Annotated in this window: 17 protein-coding genes and 1 pseudogene; 11 read left to right on the forward strand and 7 right to left on the reverse strand. The window is 40.5% G+C overall.

The genetic code is table 11. The annotated features are described in order from the left end of the window. Window positions 1–5: 5 nt before the first annotated feature. The 3 genes from frr to rimO form a co-directional block, all read right to left on the reverse strand. Window positions 6–560 carry a ribosome recycling factor gene (gene frr / locus FTU77_RS02260; protein WP_078188724.1) on the reverse strand — a complete coding sequence of 185 codons (555 nt, stop codon included), beginning with the start codon at window positions 558–560 and terminating at the stop codon, window positions 6–8. Window positions 561–639: 79 nt separating this feature from the next. Then, window positions 640–1368 (reverse strand): UMP kinase, encoded by a 729-nt coding sequence (gene pyrH, locus FTU77_RS02265; RefSeq protein WP_078193535.1) that lies wholly within the window; start codon window positions 1366–1368, stop codon window positions 640–642. 45 nt (window positions 1369–1413) lie between these two features. Further along, window positions 1414–2757: a 30S ribosomal protein S12 methylthiotransferase RimO gene (rimO, locus tag FTU77_RS02270; protein WP_111883759.1), complete on the reverse strand. Its 1344-nt coding sequence runs from the start codon at window positions 2755–2757 to the stop codon at window positions 1414–1416. Window positions 2758–3109: 352 nt separating this feature from the next. On the opposite strand from rimO, the gene glnL reads away from it, so the two are divergent. Together glnL and glnG are read left to right on the forward strand one after the other, a co-directional pair. Beyond that, window positions 3110–4216, forward strand: coding sequence for a nitrogen regulation protein NR(II) (gene glnL / locus FTU77_RS02275; protein WP_078188727.1), 1107 nt, complete (start codon window positions 3110–3112; stop codon window positions 4214–4216). Beyond that, window positions 4206–5681, forward strand: a complete 1476-nt coding sequence (gene glnG, locus FTU77_RS02280; RefSeq protein WP_180054438.1) for a nitrogen regulation protein NR(I) — start codon at window positions 4206–4208, stop codon at window positions 5679–5681. The genes glnL and glnG overlap by 11 nt, the downstream gene beginning before the upstream one ends. Window positions 5682–5751: 70 nt before the next feature. Here the strand turns inward: glnG and FTU77_RS02285 are convergent, their stop codons facing one another. The 3 genes from FTU77_RS02285 to mnmG all read right to left on the reverse strand — a co-directional run bounded on the left by FTU77_RS02285 (window position 5752) and on the right by mnmG (window position 9622). Continuing rightward, a complete protein-coding gene (locus FTU77_RS02285; protein ID WP_078193710.1) occupies window positions 5752–6078 on the reverse strand; it encodes a hypothetical protein in 327 nt (108 codons plus the stop codon). Between the two features lie 114 nt (window positions 6079–6192). Further along, window positions 6193–7398: a 3-(3-hydroxy-phenyl)propionate transporter MhpT gene (gene mhpT / locus FTU77_RS02290; RefSeq protein ID WP_180007765.1), complete on the reverse strand. Its 1206-nt coding sequence runs from the start codon at window positions 7396–7398 to the stop codon at window positions 6193–6195. Between the two features lie 343 nt (window positions 7399–7741). Further along, window positions 7742–9622 (reverse strand): tRNA uridine-5-carboxymethylaminomethyl(34) synthesis enzyme MnmG, encoded by a 1881-nt coding sequence (gene mnmG, locus FTU77_RS02295; RefSeq protein ID WP_180003879.1) that lies wholly within the window; start codon window positions 9620–9622, stop codon window positions 7742–7744. A gap of 253 nt (window positions 9623–9875) precedes the next feature. On the opposite strand from mnmG, the gene FTU77_RS02300 reads away from it, so the two are divergent. The 8 genes from FTU77_RS02300 (at window position 9876) to purD (ending at window position 17896) form a co-directional block, all read left to right on the forward strand. Next, the gene (locus FTU77_RS02300) at window positions 9876–10226 is read left to right on the forward strand and encodes a hypothetical protein (RefSeq protein WP_078188731.1); all 351 of its coding nucleotides are present in this window, start codon (window positions 9876–9878) and stop codon (window positions 10224–10226) included. 147 nt (window positions 10227–10373) lie between these two features. After that, window positions 10374–11252, forward strand: coding sequence for a bile acid:sodium symporter family protein (locus FTU77_RS02305; protein WP_180054440.1), 879 nt, complete (start codon window positions 10374–10376; stop codon window positions 11250–11252). Window positions 11253–11328: 76 nt separating this feature from the next. Continuing rightward, window positions 11329–12216 carry a bile acid:sodium symporter family protein gene (locus tag FTU77_RS02310; RefSeq protein ID WP_180054442.1) on the forward strand — a complete coding sequence of 296 codons (888 nt, stop codon included), beginning with the start codon at window positions 11329–11331 and terminating at the stop codon, window positions 12214–12216. Between the two features lie 126 nt (window positions 12217–12342). Next, on the forward strand, window positions 12343–13245 hold the full coding sequence (gene prmA / locus FTU77_RS02315; RefSeq protein ID WP_180054444.1) for a 50S ribosomal protein L11 methyltransferase: 903 nt from the start codon (window positions 12343–12345) through the stop codon (window positions 13243–13245). A gap of 18 nt (window positions 13246–13263) precedes the next feature. After that, on the forward strand, window positions 13264–14148 hold the full coding sequence (locus FTU77_RS02320; protein ID WP_180054446.1) for a DUF3426 domain-containing protein: 885 nt from the start codon (window positions 13264–13266) through the stop codon (window positions 14146–14148). 392 nt (window positions 14149–14540) lie between these two features. Beyond that, entirely contained in the window at window positions 14541–14810 is a 270-nt protein-coding gene (gene fis / locus FTU77_RS02325) for a DNA-binding transcriptional regulator Fis (protein ID WP_001086304.1), read from the forward strand. A 95-nt stretch (window positions 14811–14905) separates the two neighbouring features. Next, on the forward strand, window positions 14906–16480 hold the full coding sequence (purH, locus tag FTU77_RS02330) for a bifunctional phosphoribosylaminoimidazolecarboxamide formyltransferase/IMP cyclohydrolase (RefSeq protein ID WP_180003874.1): 1575 nt from the start codon (window positions 14906–14908) through the stop codon (window positions 16478–16480). A gap of 132 nt (window positions 16481–16612) precedes the next feature. After that, window positions 16613–17896: a phosphoribosylamine--glycine ligase gene (gene purD / locus FTU77_RS02335; protein WP_120365368.1), complete on the forward strand. Its 1284-nt coding sequence runs from the start codon at window positions 16613–16615 to the stop codon at window positions 17894–17896. A gap of 59 nt (window positions 17897–17955) precedes the next feature. On the opposite strand, the gene FTU77_RS02340 is transcribed toward purD, so the two are convergent. Further along, on the reverse strand, window positions 17956–18735 hold the full coding sequence (locus tag FTU77_RS02340) for a hypothetical protein (protein ID WP_180054448.1): 780 nt from the start codon (window positions 18733–18735) through the stop codon (window positions 17956–17958). Between the two features lie 56 nt (window positions 18736–18791). Here FTU77_RS02340 and FTU77_RS02345 point away from each other — a divergent pair. Continuing rightward, a pseudogene (locus FTU77_RS02345) lies at window positions 18792–19346 on the forward strand (GNAT family N-acetyltransferase). Window positions 19347–19367 lie beyond the last annotated feature (21 nt).

A 19367-nucleotide genomic window follows, 5' to 3' on the forward strand; every position in this document is an offset into this window, starting at 1 on the left:
AAAACTTAGACCTTCATCAATTCAGCTTCTTTTGCAGCCAGACGTTTTTCAACTTCAGCAACGAATTTGTCTGTGATTTTTTGAATGTCATCACCCGCACGACGCTCATCATCTTCAGAAATTTCTTTTTCTTTCAACAATGCTTTGATATCACCTAAAACATCACGACGGATGTTACGGATCGCAACTTTTGCATTTTCAGCTTCGTTACGTGCAACTTTCTGCATGTCTTTACGTGTTTCTTCTGTTAATGCAGCCATTGGAACACGGATCGCATCAGCAGTAATCGGGTTTAAGCCCAAGTCAGATTCACGGATTGCTTTATCAATTGCAGCAACCATTGAACGTTCAAAAGGCTGAACAAGTAAAGTACGAGAATCTTCTACACCCACGTTAGCTACTTGGTTTAATGGCACATCAGAGCCATAGTAAGGAACCATAACACCGTTTAAAATTGATGGGTGCGCGCGGCCTGTACGAACTTTGGCAAAACCATGCTCTAGAGAATCTAGAGATTTGTTCATACGGTCTTCTGCGTCTTTTTTAAGATCGTTAATCATGTGATCTTCCTTACTTAATTCGAAAAGATGTAAATTCTAAAATAGCTTGTAGTATAAAGAGCTTTAGGGCCCACGTACATTAGTTCGTAACGTGAGTACCCTCTTTTTCACCCATTACCACTGAAAGTAATGAACCTGATTTGTTCATATCAAATACTTGAAGTGGAACGTTGTGGTCACGGCACAAGCAAATCGCTGTCAAATCCATCACACCCAGTTTTTCATCTAAAACTTGGTCAAATGTTAATGCATCGTATTTCACTGCATCTTCATACTTGCTTGGATCTTTGTTGTATACGCCATCAACCTTCGTCGCTTTAAGGATAAGATTGGCTTCAATCTCGATACCGCGTAAGCAAGCTGCTGTATCTGTTGTAAAGAATGGGTTACCCGTACCTGCAACAAATACACAAACTTCGCCACGAGTTAAATGACGAATAGCATCACGGCTAGAATATGATTCAACTACAGCACCAATAGGTAAAGCTGACATTAGACGAGTTTTGATATTACGACGCACCAAAGCATCACGAAGTGCCAAACCGTTCATTACAGTGGCCAACATACCCATTTGATCACCTGTTACACGGCCAACCAAACCATCTTTTTGTAATTGGCTACCACGGTAAAGGTTACCACCGCCGACAACGATCCCCACTTGAACACCTAAACCAACAAGGTGCGCAATTGCGAGTGACATTTGATCGAGCACTTGTGCATCGATACCCATCTCTTTATTGCCCGCTAAAGCTTCACCTGAAAGCTTAAGCAGGATGCGACCAAAACGTGGTTTTTTAGAATCAAGCATCATCAACTCCGAATTATTTAATTTCAATTATTTTTAATGAATCGTTTAAGCAGACTTAACCGAGATTAGTTTTGCAAATAAGTCATATTCATCTGCATCTGTGATTTCTACTTCAAGTAAATCACCTGCTTTAATCACTGACTTATCGATATCTTCAACAAAAACATTACCGTCAATTTCAGGTGCATCTGCATAAGAACGCGCAACAGCAACTGGGAACTCTTCCTCAAGATCATCCACAAGTACTGTCATTTTTTGACCGATACGACTTTGCAATTTCGCAGCAGAGATTTCTTGCTGAACTTGCATGAAACGTTCATAACGCTCTTGTTTGATTTCTTCAGGCACATGATCTGGCAAATCATTTGCAGTCGCACCTTCAACTGGTGAGTAAGTAAAACAACCCACACGATCAAGCTGCGCTTCTTTTAACCAATCAAGCAACATTTGGAAGTCTTCTTCAGTTTCACCCGGGAAGCCCACAACAAATGTAGAACGAATCACAAGATCAGGACATTTCTCACGCCAAACTTTTAAACGCTCCAGTGTATTTTCACTGTGCGCAGGACGCTTCATGAGTTTTAGAATCTTAGGACTTGCGTGTTGGAATGGAATATCCAAATACGGCAAAATTTTGCCTTGTGCCATTAAGTCAATCACAGCGTCTACATGTGGATATGGATATACATAGTGCAGACGCACCCAGATACCCAATTGACCCAATGCTTCACACATGTCATAGAATTTGGTTTTAACGGGCTGACCGTTCCAGAAGTCCAATTTGTATTTGGTGTCTACGCCATAAGCCGATGTATCTTGAGAAATCACAAGGACTTCTTTTACACCTGCTTTTTTCAGCGCTTGAGCTTCAGTCAATACTGAACCTACTGGACGAGAAACCAAATCACCACGCATGCTCGGAATAATGCAGAATGTGCAACGATGGTTACAACCTTCTGAAATCTTCAAATAAGCATAATGTTTTGGTGTTAATCGAATACCTTGTTCAGGTACTAGATCAATAAACGGATTGTGTTTCGGTGGCTCAGGCACGTATTCGTGCACAGCTTCCATCACTTCTTGATATGCCGCAGCACCTGTCACTTTTAAGACATTTGGGTGCATTTGGCGAATTTTGTCTTCGTCTTTACCTAAACAACCAGTCACAATTACGCGACCGTTTGAACTCATCGCTTCACCAATGGCATCTAGCGACTCTTGTACTGCAGATTCAATAAAACCACAGGTATTTACAACTACTAAATCGGCACCATCATAATCTGATGCTACATCATAACCTTCAGTCTTTAACTGAGTTAAAATTCGTTCGGAATCTACCAATGCCTTAGGACAACCTAAAGAAACAAAACCGACTTTGGGGGATTTCATGAATCTGCGCTCCACTATAATCCGCGTATTGTATGTCTTTTCAAAACATAAAAACAGGTGAAAAGGTCACTCTTTATATCACGCACCAAAATAATGCTATAAATTCATCCATATAATTTCATTTGCACCATTTTAATGCATTTTAGATTTACAGCCTGTTTTTAATCAGCTATACACTTTATTTAAAGTCTTAAATAAGCGCATTTATTCAAATAAGCATCAAAACTTAGCGTATTTCTGAAATAGTTGGCTTATATCTTGCATAACTTGCATCAATTCGAACCTTATTAGATTGAACGATTTGCTTTATGAAGATGCCATTGCGCCATTTTAAGACAGGAACCTCTCGCTAATGGATCAGACTATGACGATTGATTACCGGCTTTTAGTGGATAATTTAACCACTGCCATTTTATTGGTCGATAGCAACCTGAATATTTTTTATTTAAATTCATCTTGTGAAGCGCTTTTTGACATCAGCTTACTTCGTGCATCAGGTCAGCCTGTATTAAATTTACTTCATATGCCCGATGATGAATTCAATACGCATGATGCATTAATGAATACATTAACTTCTGGTCAACACTATACGCGCCGAGAAGCAACGATTAATGTCAACTTTAAAGACATTCATGTCGATTACACCGTGTCACAGCTCAACTCAGGTAAACCCTACCACCCTTTGCTATTGATTGAGCTCAATCAAATCGACCGGATGTTAAAAATCTCTAAAGAAGAAAACCTGATTCAACAGCATCAAGTCGCACGACAACTGATTCGTGGTGTTGCCCATGAAATTAAAAATCCACTCGGTGGTATCCGTGGGGCGACACAACTTTTAGCGCGTAGCTTAAATGATCCGAAGTACAGCGAATTCACCGACATTATTATTAGTGAAGTAGACCGATTACGTAATCTTGCTGACACTATGCTTGGTTCAAGACAATTACCAAGTTACGAACCAGTCAATGTCCATGAACCCCTTGAACGTGTTCGTTCACTGATCGTCAACCAAACCAAAAAGAAAATTAAGATCACTCGTGATTACGACCTTTCTTTACCGGATGTTCTGGCAGATCGTGATCAATTAATTCAGGTCATGCTGAATATCAGTGTTAATGCTGTTCAGGCGATGACTGAAAATAAAGAGTTCTTTGTTGAGCATCAACCAGAACTCACCTTGCGCACACGTATTCAACGGCTAGTCACCATCAACGGTGTATTAAAACGTTCTGCGGTACGCATTGACATCGAGGACAATGGACCAGGTGTCCCACAAGAAATATTAGAATCCGTATTTTACCCTTTAGTGACAGGACGAGCGAAAGGCACAGGTCTCGGCCTGAGCATTGCACAAAATATTATGCATCAACATAACGGAATGATTGAATGTCAATCAGTTCCTGGAAAAACAGTATTTAGCCTATATTTACCTTGGGAGTCAGATCATGTCGCGTAATAAGATTTGGGTCATCGATGATGATCGCGCCATGCGTTGGGTGCTGGAAAAAACATTCAAAGAAGAAGGTTTTGATGTTACCAGTTTTGAAGAAGCACAATCCGCTTTAGATCAGTTAAGTGTCGATGCGCCAGATGTTATTTTGACAGACATCCGTATGCCGGGTATTGATGGACTGACCTTTTTAGGTAAAGTCAAAGGCAACTACCCTGACTTACCTGTGATCATTATGACTGCACATTCAGATTTAGAATCTGCTGTGTCGAGCTATCAAACGGGTGCTTTTGAATATCTACCAAAACCTTTTGATATTGATGAAGCCTTAGCACTTGTAAACCGTGCAATTTTGCATATTACCAAATTGCAACAACAAGAATCTGCTAAAACCGTTCAACCGATTCAATCTACAGAGATTATTGGTGAATCACCTGCTATGCAGGAAGTCTTCCGTGCCATTGGTCGTCTTTCTCAATCACACATTACTGTATTAATTAATGGTGAATCAGGCACGGGTAAAGAATTGGTTGCGCATGCGTTGCACAAACACTCACCACGTGGTAACAAACCTTTTATTGCGCTCAACATGGCGGCAATTCCAAAAGATTTGATCGAAACTGAATTATTTGGTCATGAAAAAGGCGCGTTCACCGGTGCCAACACACAGCGTCAAGGCCGTTTCGAACAAGCCAATGGCGGAACACTTTTCCTAGATGAAATCGGCGACATGCCATTTGAAACCCAAACACGTTTACTGCGTGTTTTAGCGGATGGTGAATTCTACCGTGTCGGTGGTCACATCCCAGTCAAGGTGGATGTCCGTATCGTTGCAGCAACGCACCAAGACTTAGAAAAGTTAGTACATGAAGGTCGCTTCCGTGAAGACTTGTACCATCGTCTAAACGTCATTCGTATTCATATTCCAAAACTTGCACATCGAAGTGAAGATATTCCGATGCTTGCACAGCACTTCCTAGCAAGTGCAGGTAAAGAACTTGGGGTAAGCCCTAAAATTCTGCGTCCTGAAACGCAAGAATACATGCAAAAACTGCCGTGGCAAGGTAATGTGCGTCAGCTTGAAAATACCTGTCGTTGGTTAACGGTTATGATCACGGGCCGTGAAGTTTATCCAGAAGATTTACCGTCTGAATTAAAACAGATTCCAATCCAAGGCATAGATGGCAACCCTGCTGCTCAAGGGATTGATCGTATTGGTGTGCATCATTGGGATGAATTACTTGGTCAATGGGCCGTACAAAAACTTAAAAATGGTGAGATGAAAATTCTCGACATTGCCACACCAATGTTTGAACGCACCCTCATCAATGCAGCACTACAGCAAACACGTGGGCGTAAGCGCCATGCAGCAGAACTTTTAGGTTGGGGTCGTAATACCTTAACCCGTAAACTTAAAGAACTCGGTATGGACAGTGCCGAAGATGATGTCGAAGAAGAATTAGAAAGTTAATTTTCTGATTTACATTAAAAAAGCCAGTCACTTGACTGGCTTTTTTATTTTGAGATTTTTTAGCAATATTTTATGCCGTAAAGCCGACATAGCGTGAATAACCTTCCACACCTAAATCAGACTTATAAATCAGAAACTCAGGGAAGCTCGAGGCGGTAATTTCAGTAAACATATGATACTGATCATCATTGGCATGCAAGTCATCGACTGTATGCTGCATGGTTTGCTCAAATTCATCTGTAATAAACTCAAAACCAATATCCATTGCAATAAACAGCACATGCTCACAAGGCTGCACATACTGCTCTTCTGACCAATCAATCACTTGCTGCTGACAATGTGGACACTGAATGTTATCCGAAGGAGAAATATCAAGTTCGATCAATTGATAAGACATAGAAGTAAATTTATTCATGAATATTAGATTCATTCTAACAAAACTTAGTTTCAGCTAAAGGTATTTATTCAATAAAAAAGGAGCCGTAGCTCCTTTAAATATGACTGATTTCGATTATTTCTTAAGGGATGACTTATAGGCCGACAATGCAGCCACTGCGATAGCCGACAAAGCAATACCCGGCGCACTTGCAATTAAAATACCTGTCGTTCCTAGACCTAGCGCCAAAATCTTACCTGTGAGTAATGGACCCGTCATTGCACCCAAACGACCCCATGAAATCGCACTCCCCACACCTGTTACTTTCCCAGCTGGTGTATAGAAAATTGGAGAGATCCCGTACAAAATCGATTGACCACCTGTAGAGAAAATTCCGCCCATGATGCCTGCTGCGATAAGTACAGGAATGGAATTTGTTGTAAACAGCACAAACAATGCCACAAACAAACCTGAATAGATAATCACTGCCATTTGCCATAATTTTAGCCGATCAAGCAAGTAGCCTAAACCCAGCGTACCAATCACTGCGCCCACTTGGAACATCAACATGATCATGAAAGCTTGTTGCTTTTCCAACCCTTGTTCCATAAGCAAGTTAGGCAACCAACTGATCAGAATATAGTTCACCATTAAGGTAAAGAAGAAGCTTAACCATAGCGGCAATGTATATTTATAACGCTGTTCAGCAAAAAGGATTTGCCCCATCGCTGGAACCGCTTCTTTGCTTTCTGCCTGAACTTTTTCAGTACGCTTATCTTTTAAGATAAGCGCCATGAATGGAATCAGGATTAAAGGCGTTAAACCACCAATTAAAAACAATGTATGCCAAGAGATATCTTTAAAAATAATACCCAAGCCAGCAACAAAGATTGCACCTACAGGTAAGCCGCAGTACATCAAACTATTTAAGCGCCCACGGTTAGCATCCGTCGCTTCATCACCCACCACCGAGATCATCGTTGGCATCGCAGCGCCCAAACCTAAACCTGTAAAGAATCGTGCGATATATAAAATTTCAATGCTTGGTGCAACTGCCGTAATCGACATAAATACACCGAAGATAAAAATCGACAGCATCAGGACTTTCTTCTGTCCCAAATAGTCAGCGACACGCCCCCCAAAGAACGCGCCAAATAACATACCAAACACACCTAAGCTAAATACATAGCCCATTTGCACTTGATCTAAGGAAAATGTCGCTGCGATTCCTTTTGCTGCGATACCGGGCGCTTGCAGGTCAAAACCTTCAAAAAATGCTACCCAGAAACACAAAAATACCGTTAGAAATTTTTGCATTTTTCCCGATTGTTGATTTGCCATAATCGAACTCCATTCATGTAGCGTAAACCCACTTGTACGCCATGCCCTGAAGTTTCGGCTTTATTGGGTAGAATAAATACCACTACAAAGGTCGGAATTCACACGACCAAAAGCCCACCATTAAGACCTAAAACTTTGTATATCAATAGTTTTTAGATCTTATTTTTTGTATTTATAATTCATTATCAATCACTTAAGTTTATGAAAGATTTTAATAATCAAACCATAGCTAAAACTAATGATGATCAAAATATTCATTTAATCCGATCAAATACCTACAGCCAATAATTTATTGGCAATAAAAAACCCGCTCAGTTGCGGGTTTTTTATTTAACTCAAAATCTTATGCAGATTTTTTCGCTTGGTTATTCTTACGAATCGTAATCATCACCAATTGAACAGCTGCAGGTGTTACACCTGGAATACGACTTGCTTGTGCCAATGTTTCAGGCAATACATTCTTCAGCTTCATGGTAATTTCACGTGAAAGACCAGAAACGACATCGTAATCAAAATCAGCTGGAATACGTGTATCTTCCAAACGCTTCATTTGCGCAACGTCTTCTTGCTGACGGTTAATATAACCCGCATATTTCACTGCAATTTCAATTTGCTCTCCAACAAATGCTGAAACTTCAGAACCCGTCAATTCAGCAATTTGCGCAAAGTTGATATTTGGACGTTTGAGCAAATCAATTGCATTGGTTTCTTTTGACAGGTCATCGCCAGTCATTTCAACGAATTTTTTGCCTAGTGGATTGTTTGGCGCTGCCCAAAGGTGTTGTAAACGACCTTTCTCCGTTTCTACAGCTTCCATTTTTTGGCAGAACGAATCCCAACGCGCATCATCGACCAGACCCATTTCACGGCCAATTGCTGTTAAACGCTGATCCGCATTGTCTTCACGCAACATCAAACGGTATTCCGCACGTGAAGTGAACATACGGTACGGTTCTTTAGTACCGAGAGTAATCAAGTCATCAACCAATACCCCCATGTACGCTTCATCACGTTTCGGTGTCCATTGCTCTTGATCCCATGCACGACGTGCTGCGTTCAAGCCTGCAAGCAAACCTTGCGCACCCGCTTCTTCATAACCTGTTGTACCGTTAATTTGACCTGCAAAATACAAGTTATTAATCGATTTGGTTTCTAAAGAGAATTTCAATGATTGTGGGTTGAAATAATCATACTCAATTGCATAACCCGGACGCAATATGTGCGCATTTTCCATACCACGAATCGAACGAACCAATTCAAACTGAACGTCGAATGGTAAAGAAGTCGAAATACCGTTTGGATAAAGCTCATGTGTGTCCAGACCTTCAGGTTCCAAGAACACTTGATGCGAATCTTTATCGGCAAATTTATGAATTTTATCTTCAATCGATGGGCAGTAACGTGGACCCACACCTTCAATCACACCGGTATACATTGGTGAACGGTCTAAGCCGCCACGAATGATATCGTGAGTTTTTTCATTGGTATGTGTGATATAGCAATTGATTTGCTCAGGATGCATCGACGCATCACCCATGAACGACATAGTTGGAGATGGGAAATCACCTGGCTGTGGCGTCATCACAGAGAAATCAACTGATCGTGCATCGATACGTGGTGGTGTACCAGTTTTTAAACGACCTACAGGTAAGTTCAATTCACGAAGGCGCGCAGCCAATGAAATTGAAGGAGGATCGCCCGCACGACCGCCTGAAGCATTATTTAGACCTACGTGGATCACACCACCTAGGAATGTACCTGTAGTTAATACAACAGTTTTCGCATCAAAGCGAATACCCATCTGAGTAACCACACCTTTTACAGTATCGCCCTCAACGATTAAGTCGTCAGCTGCTTGTTGGAAAATATCCAAGTTCGCTTGATTTTCTAAGGTTTCACGAATCGCAGCTTTATAACGAATACGGTCAGCCTGTGCGCGAGTCGCACGAACAGCCGCACCTTTACGTGAGTTTAAAATACGGAATTGAATACCACCTTTGTCAGCAGCCAATGCCATTGCACCGCCAAGCGCATCAATTTCGCGTACTAAATGTGATTTACCAATACCACCAATGGCTGGGTTACAGCTCATCTGCCCTAAAGTCTCAATATTATGAGTTAAGAGTAAAGTCTGTCGACCCATACGTGCCGCAGCAAGAGCTGCCTCAGTACCCGCGTGACCGCCGCCGATAACAATGACATCGTAAACTTTAGGATAATGCATAGTGGTAAAGGAGATTAAAAAAGGATGACGGAAGATTATAGCAAAAATTCACCGATAAGTTGACTGATTAACTCGATTTTATTGTTATTGACTACTGTTTTATGCCTATATATTTCTTTAAGAACATACATACTTTGCATATTCCACATAAAAATATACATTTCTCAAGCAAATGTTACTCGAAGATTGTTGTTTTATTCTGATGATTTTTTATTCTGTTATAGATCCCATGAGAATCATAAGGACTATAAGCATGAATAAGAATATTTTGCTATCCACGGTTTTATGCGGTTTATGTTTATCACCACTTGCTGCCTCAGCCAATGATAAAGTTGAGAAAGTGTATGATGCACAGCGATATCAACAAGTCTGTAAAGGTAAAAGCCAAGGCGCTCAAGTATCATTTGCCTATCGCGGTATTATCTGGAATGGTACCTGCGAACCACAATTTTTTAGCTCTTCCAAAAATGCAAATCTTCATGGCGAAGAAGCCGAATTATTAAGCACATGTAGTGCAGATGCAAAAGCAACTACTGCAACGATTAATGGACAAGAAATTAAAGGAAAATGTGCTTTAGGGTTCACTCCTCCTCGTCCTAAATAAACAGTTGTCGATAAAAATATCGACCAATTAACAGATCAAAAATAAAGCGGGTAAAACATCAGTTTTTACTCGCTTTTATTTATTGCTTATTTATTAAACTGAGATAAACTCAAAAACACTATAAGGATAAAAATATCAGGAAATTCCATGGATTCGGGATTATTTGCATTTTTTCTACCCATCGCTTTAGCCATTATGATGATGGGTTTGGGGCTTGAACTTTCAGTCAAAGACTTTTTACGCGTTGGACGCTATCCAAAAGTTATTTTCATCGCTTTATTTACTCAGCTTATTCTACTGACCAGTATTGCTTTTTTCCTGTGTAAGTTGCTTGAGTTACCCCCTTTACTCGCGGTCGGGCTCATGTTGCTTGCGGCTTCACCCGGCGGCCCCACTGCTAACCTTTTTAGCTACCTATATAAAGGTGACGTTGCATTAAACATTAGCTTAACGGCCATTAACTCAGTTGTATCGTGCTTTACATTGCCTTTTATCGTCAATCTATCCATTTTGCATTTTGTTGGTGAAAGTACCAGTATTGGTATGCCTATCGATAAGATCACCCATGTATTTCTGATTATTTTGATACCGGTATGTTTCGGTATGTTTATTCGAAACTCCTTTCCAACCATTGCATATCACATCAACAAGCCGATGCGAATGTTGTCTATTTTCTTATTAATTCTTATCTTTACACTCGCAGTTTTGCGTGAACAATCCAACATAATGACGTATTTTGCCAGCGTCGGCATTGCGACCTGTTTACTCTGTTTCAGTGGCTTATTTTTGGGTTACCTAATTCCGTTCCTCGCAGGTGTACCGGAAAAGCAGGCACGTGCGTGTACCTTTGAGATCGGCATTCATAACACTAGTATCGCCCTAACCATCGCACTGAGTGTGCTTGAAAACACCACAGTGGCGATACCTGCCGGTGTTTATTCTATTTTTATGTATTTATTGGCGACCTTATTTGGTTTTATTTTGACGCGCCGTGGCAGTCACCTGATTCAACAAGTGAAAACCTAAACTATTTTTTTCTAACGCAATCACCATAAGGAATTTGGTGAAAAACCATTAAATATGCTCAAGGAGAATAAATACGATGGATTCTGGAATTATTACGGTTCTTTTGCCATTAGCACTGGCCTTTATTATGATCGGGCTTGGGCTAGAACTTACCCCCAAAGATTTCGCACGTGTCACCAAGCACCCTAAAGCCGTGTTGATTGCATTATTTTGCCAGCTCGTGTTGCTTGTCGGTATCGCCTTTCTACTATGTAAACTGTTAGCATTACCACCACTGCTTGCTGTCGGCTTGATGCTACTCGCAGCCTCACCCGGTGGTAGCACAGCTAACTTATTTAGCTATCTATTTAAAGGTGACTTGGCTTTAAATATTACCCTGACCGCCATCAACTCTGTCATTGCAGCATTAACCCTTCCATTGATCGTTAATTTTTCGATCATGCACTTCATGCAAGAAGGTCAACAAATCAGTCTGCAGTTTGGAAAAATCCTCCAAGTTTTCGGCATCATTATCATCCCTGTCGGTATAGGCATGCTGCTTCGTCACTATGCACCTAAACTGACTGAGAAACTGCATAAACCACTCCGTATCTTTGCTGTGGTCTTTCTCATCTTAATTATTATCGGTGCTATTTACTCTGAACGACAAAATATTGCGGCTTATCTAACTCAAGTTGGCTTAGCAACGGTTCTATTCTGCATCTTTAGCTTATGTATCGGTTATTTTGTTCCGCGACTTTTCGGCATCAATAGTGCTCAGGCACGTGCATGTGCATTTGAAATCGGGATTCATAACAGTACGTTGGCCATGACCATCGCCTTAACGGTGATGGCCAGCTCTGCAGTTGCAATGCCTGCGGCAGTATATTCAATCTTTATGTACATCTTTGCCGCTGTATTTGGCTTCCTAATTACACGTTTTGCACCAATCTCGACAACGACAACCGAAACAATTAAAAGTTAAGGCACTGAAAAGTTAAAAGGATGCTACGTGCATCCTTTTATTTTTTGTCAATTTTGATAATCGCTAGCTGCAAGTTGCCGAGTTCCGTTACAATAGCTTTTTATAAAACTCATTTAGGTTATGTCCGTGAAGTGGTTACAAATTCATATTACTGTTGAAAAAGCTCAAGTTGATTACACTGAAACGCTGCTCAGTTCTTTAGGTGCAGTCAGTGTCACGCTAGATGATGCAGAAAATCAGGATTTACTTGAACCACTTCCAGGTGAAACACCACTTTGGAATAAAGTGATCGTAACTGGTATATATGCACAAGAAGATAATGAAGAAATTGATGTTGCAGCATTAGAAACATTTATTAAAGCTCTACTTCCTGAAGCACCAATGCGTAGCGAATTCATTGAAGACCAAGAATGGGAACGCACATGGATGGATGCTTATGAGCCTATTCAAATTGGTGAGAAATATTGGATTGTCCCAGAATGGATGGAAGCGCCAGAAGCAGATGCCGTTAACATCAAACTAGACCCAGGTCTTGCTTTTGGTACTGGTAACCATGCATCTACATTCCTATGCCTACAATGGTTAGGTAAAGTTGATCTTAAGGATAAAATCGTCATCGACTACGGTTGTGGTTCTGGTATTTTAGGTGTTGCCGCTTTACTTTTGGGTGCAAAAAAAGTTTATGCCACTGATATTGACCCACAAGCCGTTTTAGCAACACAACAAAATGCCGAATTAAATGGTGTACTGGAAAATTTGTATGTAGGCCTACCTGAAGAGTTCAACCAAGAACTCGCTGGACAAAAAGCCGATGTGTTTGTTGCTAATATTCTTGCAGGCCCTCTAATGGCCTTGGCTGCAGAATTCTCAACTTTAATTAAATCTGAGGGCGAGTTCGCACTTGCAGGTGTAATTGAAGAGCAAGTTTCTGATGTTTCTAGTGTTTATTCTGAATTTTTTGATATATTAGACGTAGAAAAACGTGACGAAACATGGTGCCGAATTTCGGGTAAACGCCAACAGTATTAAAATTTAAAATGTGTACTTATGAGCGACAAATTAACTAACTGCCCAACTTGTTTTACAACATATAAAGTAACTGTTCCGCAGCTTACTGTCGCTCAGGGCATGGTTTGTTGCCCAAAGTGCTCTACATCTTTTAATGCACTGTCTCATTTGGTGGTAGATAAAGCGTTGTCTTTTTCTACCCCTGAGCAAGAAAATGCACCGCAAAAAAACTCCAATACTATTATTAATGTCAGCGAATTTAATAATACGCTTACACCAGTGACTGTTGAAGAAACACCAACCCACCATTTATTAAAACTATTTGATCAAAAAGTCGAAAACTCTAATATCGATCTAAAAACTTATTTAAATAACTTAAATTATTTCAGCACCGAACCGATCGGCAACCTGCCTGCTGTAAATTGGGCAGAACAGGCTGAAAAGGATAAAAAACGTACACCACTGAATTATTTTATGTGGTTCTGTATTAATGCTTTCTTATTTGGTGCACTTATATTCCAGTTTTTCTGGTTCAATCCTCAATATTTAAAAAATAGTCCAGTGATGGGTGCTGCATTTACTGCGGTCTGTGATGTATTCAATTGTTCACGTCTAGAGGAACATTACAGTTTAATTAGTACCAAAAAAGTCAAAATTCGTAGCATTGGAAATAATGAAACACGTTTTACAGGTGAAATGATCAATTTTCATGACCGTAGCCTTGCCTTACCCAATATGAAAATTTCACTAAAAGAAAATGGTGCTGAAATAGCAAACTATACGCTTTTACCTGAAGAGTATTTGGATAAAAGTCTGCATGGTATCCAACGGATCCCAAAAAGTAGTCCTTTTAAATTCCAATTTAGCCTACCAATTGCACGCAAAAGCTTCGATAATTATTCAATTGAGTTGATTCGCCCCTAATATTGAAAAAAACTATTAAAAAAGTAAAAAAAACATAAAAAAAATGCAGTTTTCTTGCTCACTTTTTCCTAGACAATGGTATGATACGCGCCACGAAAGCTTTGTGCTGCAAACTCCTCGCTAATTTTTCACAACAAATACAATCCCAACCGTGCGCTTTATTACTTATTGCGTATTGAGTAGATTTTTTGTTTGTTTTTTAGGCTGTAACAATTATTAATCTATTGTTACGCTTATTTTTCGAACAATTTTGCGAGTTGTGTCAAGCTACAAGTAATGTACAAGTTTTAGAACTCCGCATTAGGAACTAAAACGGAGTTCATTCAAGTTTATAGACCACTTTTAACAAATCACTTTACCCAAGTGATATTTGATTTTTCGGATTAATTCGCATGAATAGCAAATCTCCTATTTTTACTGCACAATCTGATGTCGCTCTTCGTATTCACGTAGATCGCGCAGTTCGCCATTACTTTGCACAATTGCAAGGCGAGCAACCATCTCAGGTATACGATATGGTGCTGGCGGAAATGGAGAAGCCTCTTCTATCTGTAGTTCTTGAATATACACGTGGTAATCAAACCCGTGCTGCTGAGATTCTCGGCTTAAACCGTGGTACTTTACGTAAAAAGTTGAAAGCTCACGGTTTAATGAGTGAATAAATGATAAAATGCTTGCGGCTTCCGCAGGCATTTTTTTTAACCTGCATTTTGCTAATTTTGTTTTAATCTGTTCCTTGAAAACTGTGACGAAGATCATGACTATTAAACGCGCTTTAATCTCTGTGTCTGACAAGACTGGAATTGTTGAATTTGCACAAGAACTTGCTGCTCTAGGGGTAGAAATTTTATCTACTGGCGGAACATACAAATTGTTGAAAGACAATAATGTTGCCGTAGTTGAAGTTTCAGAGCACACAGGTTTCCCAGAGATGATGGACGGCCGTGTAAAAACGCTACATCCGAAAATTCATGGTGGTATCTTAGCTCGTCGCGGTCTAGACGAAGCTGTGATGGCTGAACACAACATCGATGCAATCGATCTTGTAGTTGTTAACCTTTATCCGTTTGCTGCAACTGTTGCAAAACCAAACTGTTCACTTGCTGATGCGATTGAAAACATCGATATCGGTGGTCCGACTATGGTTCGTGCTGCTGCGAAAAACCATGCTTCTGTTGGTATCGTGGTAAATGCTGCTGACTATGCAACTGTCGTTGCTGAGCTTAAAGCTGAAGGTTCACTTTCACATGCAACTCGTTTTGACCTTGCGGTTAAAGCATTTGAACATACTGCTCAATACGACGGTATGATCGCTTCTTACTTAGGCGCTCGCGTAGGTAAGGAAGAAGGTCAAGCAGATAAATTTGCGCGTACTTTCAATACTCAATTGAACAAAGTTCAAGACTTACGTTACGGTGAAAACCCGCATCAATCTGCTGCTTTCTATGTAGAAGACACAGCGACTGAAGCTTCAGTTTCAACTGCGAAACAGCTTCAAGGTAAAGAACTATCTTATAACAACATCGCAGACACTGACGCAGCACTTGAATGTGTTAAATCATTCGCTAAACCTGCTTGTGTAATCGTTAAACACGCAAACCCATGTGGCGTAGCAGTATCTTTAGACGGCATCCAAGCGGCTTATGACCTTGCTTATGCAACTGACCCTGAATCTGCATTCGGCGGCATCATTGCATTTAACCGCGAATTAGATGTTGCAACTGCGCAAGCCATTGTTGACCGTCAATTTGTTGAAGTGATCATTGCTCCAAGCGTTGCTGAAGGCGTGCTTGAAGTTACTGGCGCGAAGAAAAACGTACGTGTACTCGTATGCGGCGAGCTTCCTGCAATTACTGAACGTAAAGCTCAGTTAGATTACAAACGTGTGAATGGCGGTTTGTTGGTTCAAGACCAAGACTTAGGCATGATCACGAAAGATGACCTTAAAGTTGTGACTAAACGTGCACCAACTGAAGCAGAAATTGATGACTTAATCTTTGCTTGGAAAGTTGCGAAATACGTTAAATCTAACGCGATTGTTTATGCGAAAGGCCGTCAAACGATTGGTGTTGGCGCAGGTCAAATGAGCCGCGTTAACTCTGCTCGTATTGCTGCAATCAAAGCTGAACATGCTGGTTTAGTGGTTGAAGGTGCGGTAATGGCATCTGACGCATTCTTCCCATTCCGTGATGGCATTGATAACGCTGCAAAAGCGGGCATCAAATGCATTATCCAACCGGGTGGTTCTATGCGTGATGAAGAAACGATTGCTGCAGCTGATGAAGCTGGTATTGCAATGGTCTTCACTGGCATGCGTCATTTCCGTCACTAAGTTGGCAACTTGATCATGACAATTAAGCACAGTCTTTTGCTTAATACACTAGATTTCTAATCTTGCATAAAGTCCTCTCCTGCTTTCAGGTTGAGGACTTTATGTCATTTTCGATTCATGGAGTATGAACCGATGAATATTTTAGTTTTGGGTAATGGCGGTCGTGAACATGCATTGGCATGGAAAATCGCACAAGATGACAAAGTTGCAAAAGTATTTGTAGCACCGGGCAATGCGGGTTCTGCAACTGAAAATAAATGCGAAAATGTTGCCTTAAATATTTTAGACAACGCTGCGATCATCGACTTTGCTAAAAACAATGCGGTGGATTTAATCGTGGTTGGCCCTGAAGCACCGCTTGTAAATGGTGTTGTGGATGCTTGCCGTGAAGCGGGTGTAAAAATTTGGGGCCCAACTCAATTTGCTGCACAGCTTGAAGGCTCTAAAGCATTTGCGAAGCACTTCTTAAAACGCCATAACATCCCAACTGCTTTCTATGATGTATTTACAGAAGTAGATGCTGCAAAAGCATTTGTTGAAAAAAATGGTGCGCCGATTGTAATCAAGGCTGACGGTCTTGCTGCGGGTAAAGGCGTAATTGTTGCCATGACCAATCAAGAAGCATTCGATGCAATTGATGACATGCTGGCTGGCAACAAATTTGGCGATGCCGGCTCACGTGTGGTGATCGAAGAATTCCTTGCGGGTGAAGAAGCGTCTTTCATTTGTATGATTGATGGCGACAACATCTTGCCGATGGCGACTTCACAAGATCACAAACGTATCTTTGAAGGTGACCAAGGTCCAAACACTGGCGGTATGGGTGCTTACTCTCCTGCGCCTGTTGTGACTGCTGACGTATTTGAAAAAACCATGAATGAAGTGATGCGTCCTACGGTTGAAGGTATGAAAAAAGACGGTCATGTTTATACGGGTTTCTTATACGCAGGCTTAATGATTGATGAACAAGGTCAACCAAAAGTGATCGAGTTCAACTGTCGTTTTGGCGACCCTGAAACTCAACCAATTATGATGCGTTTAAAATCATCTTTAGTTGATTTGGTTGAAGCTGGTATCGCTGGTAACTTACCTGCGGAAGCTGAATGGGATGAGCGCAAGACTGTAGGTATCGTACTTGCATCTAAAGGCTACCCAGAAACTTCTAGCAATGGTGATGTGATTTCTGGTTTAGACACAGAAATGGCTGATGCAAAAGTATTCCATGCAGGTACAAAAGCGCTTGAGAATGGTGACATTGTGACTGCTGGTGGTCGTGTACTTTGTGTGACTGCGCTAGGCAACACCATTGGCGAAGCGCAAGCGAAAGCTTTAGAGCTGTGCCAAAAAGTAACGTTTGACGGCGTTCAATACCGTAAAGATATTGGTTACCGCGCAATTGCACGTGAAAATGCCTAATCATTCATTTGATTAAGAAAAACCCCGCTAAATGCGGGTTTTTTTTAATTGTCACATTTCTATGCACTAGGTTTGTGTTGAGGGCTTCCTTTCCATTTAAAAGAATTTAAAACTTCTGTCAAAATTGACTGCAAGTGATTCATTGATTCTGGTGAAACATCTACTTCACCATAATGACCATCTGCCATAGTTGATCCATACTTAGAGCCATTTAAACAATTTAATATTAATGCACCTTGTTGAGCATTAATAAAACTATTCTCAACAGGCTTTAAATCCAAAGGCTTATTATATGCCCCCAATCCCCTTGATCTATCTTCGAGATGCTGGGCGGTATTCCTAACACCACGTAAATCAGGAAAATATTCTGACATTTTCAAATACGTAGTTTTCAGCTCCGTTGGAACATCTTTATTATTTGATAAAACTTTAAGAAATTTATCAAAAGTATCCAAAGCATATAAAAATGCTCGTGCATATATAAATGCTAAATTATGATTAAACTCCCTAGGTATACGACCTTGACTCCATTTTTCTCTTTTAAAAATAATTTCCGTTTTTAAATTAATCTCTTCCATATAATCCCAATGATTCTTACCCTCTTGTAAAATCTCAACTTCAATCTCCTTCCTTATTTCACTTCTTCTATTATTTTCTCGAAGCCAATCATCTTTAGAAGTTGATTCTTGGTGAACCATTGAATGAAACAGATTTAAAGCTAAATTTGCCTCAAAAAATTGCGCTTCTAACGAACGAAGCTGACTTTCAATCGCCCAACTCCATTCACGATCTTCATAATCAAGCCAAGTCCCAGGTATAATTATTTCAAAAATATACATCACATCTACTCACGGTCTTTTTATAATAAGAATAAGGAAATTATAGTATTACATATATGATACAACTCCCAACCCCTCGCCTGATCCTACGCCAATGGCAAGACTCCGATACTGCTCCATTCATCCACATGTGTGCAGATGATGACGTCATGCGCTATTTCCCTAACAAACTTGATGCTTCCGAAGCCACTGCATTTATGCAACGCCTACACGATGCAATAGAAATACGCGGTTGGGGTTTATATGCTGTCGAGCTTAAAGCTACAGGAGAATTTATTGGCTTTATCGGCTTACACGCACATCCACCCGAGTTCGAAATAGCTGATGCCCCTGAAATTGGTTGACAACTACTGCCACAATATTGGCATCAAGGTTATGCCACCGAAGGTGCAAAAGCTGTACTTAAACATGCTTTTCGAAACTTAAGATTAGATAAAGTTATTTCCTTTACAGCAAGTTTGAACACTCCATCAGAACATGTCATGCAACGCATTGGTATGCAAAAAGTCCGTGAATTTAATCATCCGCATGTACCAGCGGATCATCCATTAAACCGTCATGTACTCTATGAAATTCAGCGCAGTGATTATTTGCACATCCCCTTTTGCTAATTCAATAATTATTCACGGCAA

This window comes from Acinetobacter sp. YH12142, assembly GCF_013418435.1.
Taxonomy (GTDB): Bacteria; Pseudomonadota; Gammaproteobacteria; order Pseudomonadales; family Moraxellaceae; genus Acinetobacter; species Acinetobacter amyesii.

Coding starts and splice junctions, on each gene's coding strand:
- fis (WP_001086304.1), top strand. CDS start 14,541: ATGAATAGCAAATCTCCTATTTTTACTGCACAATCTGATGTCGCTCTT.
- FTU77_RS02300 (WP_078188731.1), top strand. CDS start 9,876: ATGAATAAGAATATTTTGCTATCCACGGTTTTATGCGGTTTATGTTTA.
- purD (WP_120365368.1), top strand. CDS start 16,613: ATGAATATTTTAGTTTTGGGTAATGGCGGTCGTGAACATGCATTGGCA.
- rimO (WP_111883759.1), bottom strand. CDS start 2,757: ATGAAATCCCCCAAAGTCGGTTTTGTTTCTTTAGGTTGTCCTAAGGCA.
- frr (WP_078188724.1), bottom strand. CDS start 560: ATGATTAACGATCTTAAAAAAGACGCAGAAGACCGTATGAACAAATCT.
- glnL (WP_078188727.1), top strand. CDS start 3,110: ATGGATCAGACTATGACGATTGATTACCGGCTTTTAGTGGATAATTTA.
- FTU77_RS02285 (WP_078193710.1), bottom strand. CDS start 6,078: ATGTCTTATCAATTGATCGAACTTGATATTTCTCCTTCGGATAACATT.
- FTU77_RS02340 (WP_180054448.1), bottom strand. CDS start 18,735: ATGTATATTTTTGAAATAATTATACCTGGGACTTGGCTTGATTATGAA.
- FTU77_RS02310 (WP_180054442.1), top strand. CDS start 11,329: ATGGATTCTGGAATTATTACGGTTCTTTTGCCATTAGCACTGGCCTTT.
- FTU77_RS02320 (WP_180054446.1), top strand. CDS start 13,264: ATGAGCGACAAATTAACTAACTGCCCAACTTGTTTTACAACATATAAA.
- purH (WP_180003874.1), top strand. CDS start 14,906: ATGACTATTAAACGCGCTTTAATCTCTGTGTCTGACAAGACTGGAATT.
- mnmG (WP_180003879.1), bottom strand. CDS start 9,622: ATGCATTATCCTAAAGTTTACGATGTCATTGTTATCGGCGGCGGTCAC.
- FTU77_RS02305 (WP_180054440.1), top strand. CDS start 10,374: ATGGATTCGGGATTATTTGCATTTTTTCTACCCATCGCTTTAGCCATT.
- pyrH (WP_078193535.1), bottom strand. CDS start 1,368: ATGCTTGATTCTAAAAAACCACGTTTTGGTCGCATCCTGCTTAAGCTT.
- glnG (WP_180054438.1), top strand. CDS start 4,206: ATGTCGCGTAATAAGATTTGGGTCATCGATGATGATCGCGCCATGCGT.
- mhpT (WP_180007765.1), bottom strand. CDS start 7,398: ATGGCAAATCAACAATCGGGAAAAATGCAAAAATTTCTAACGGTATTT.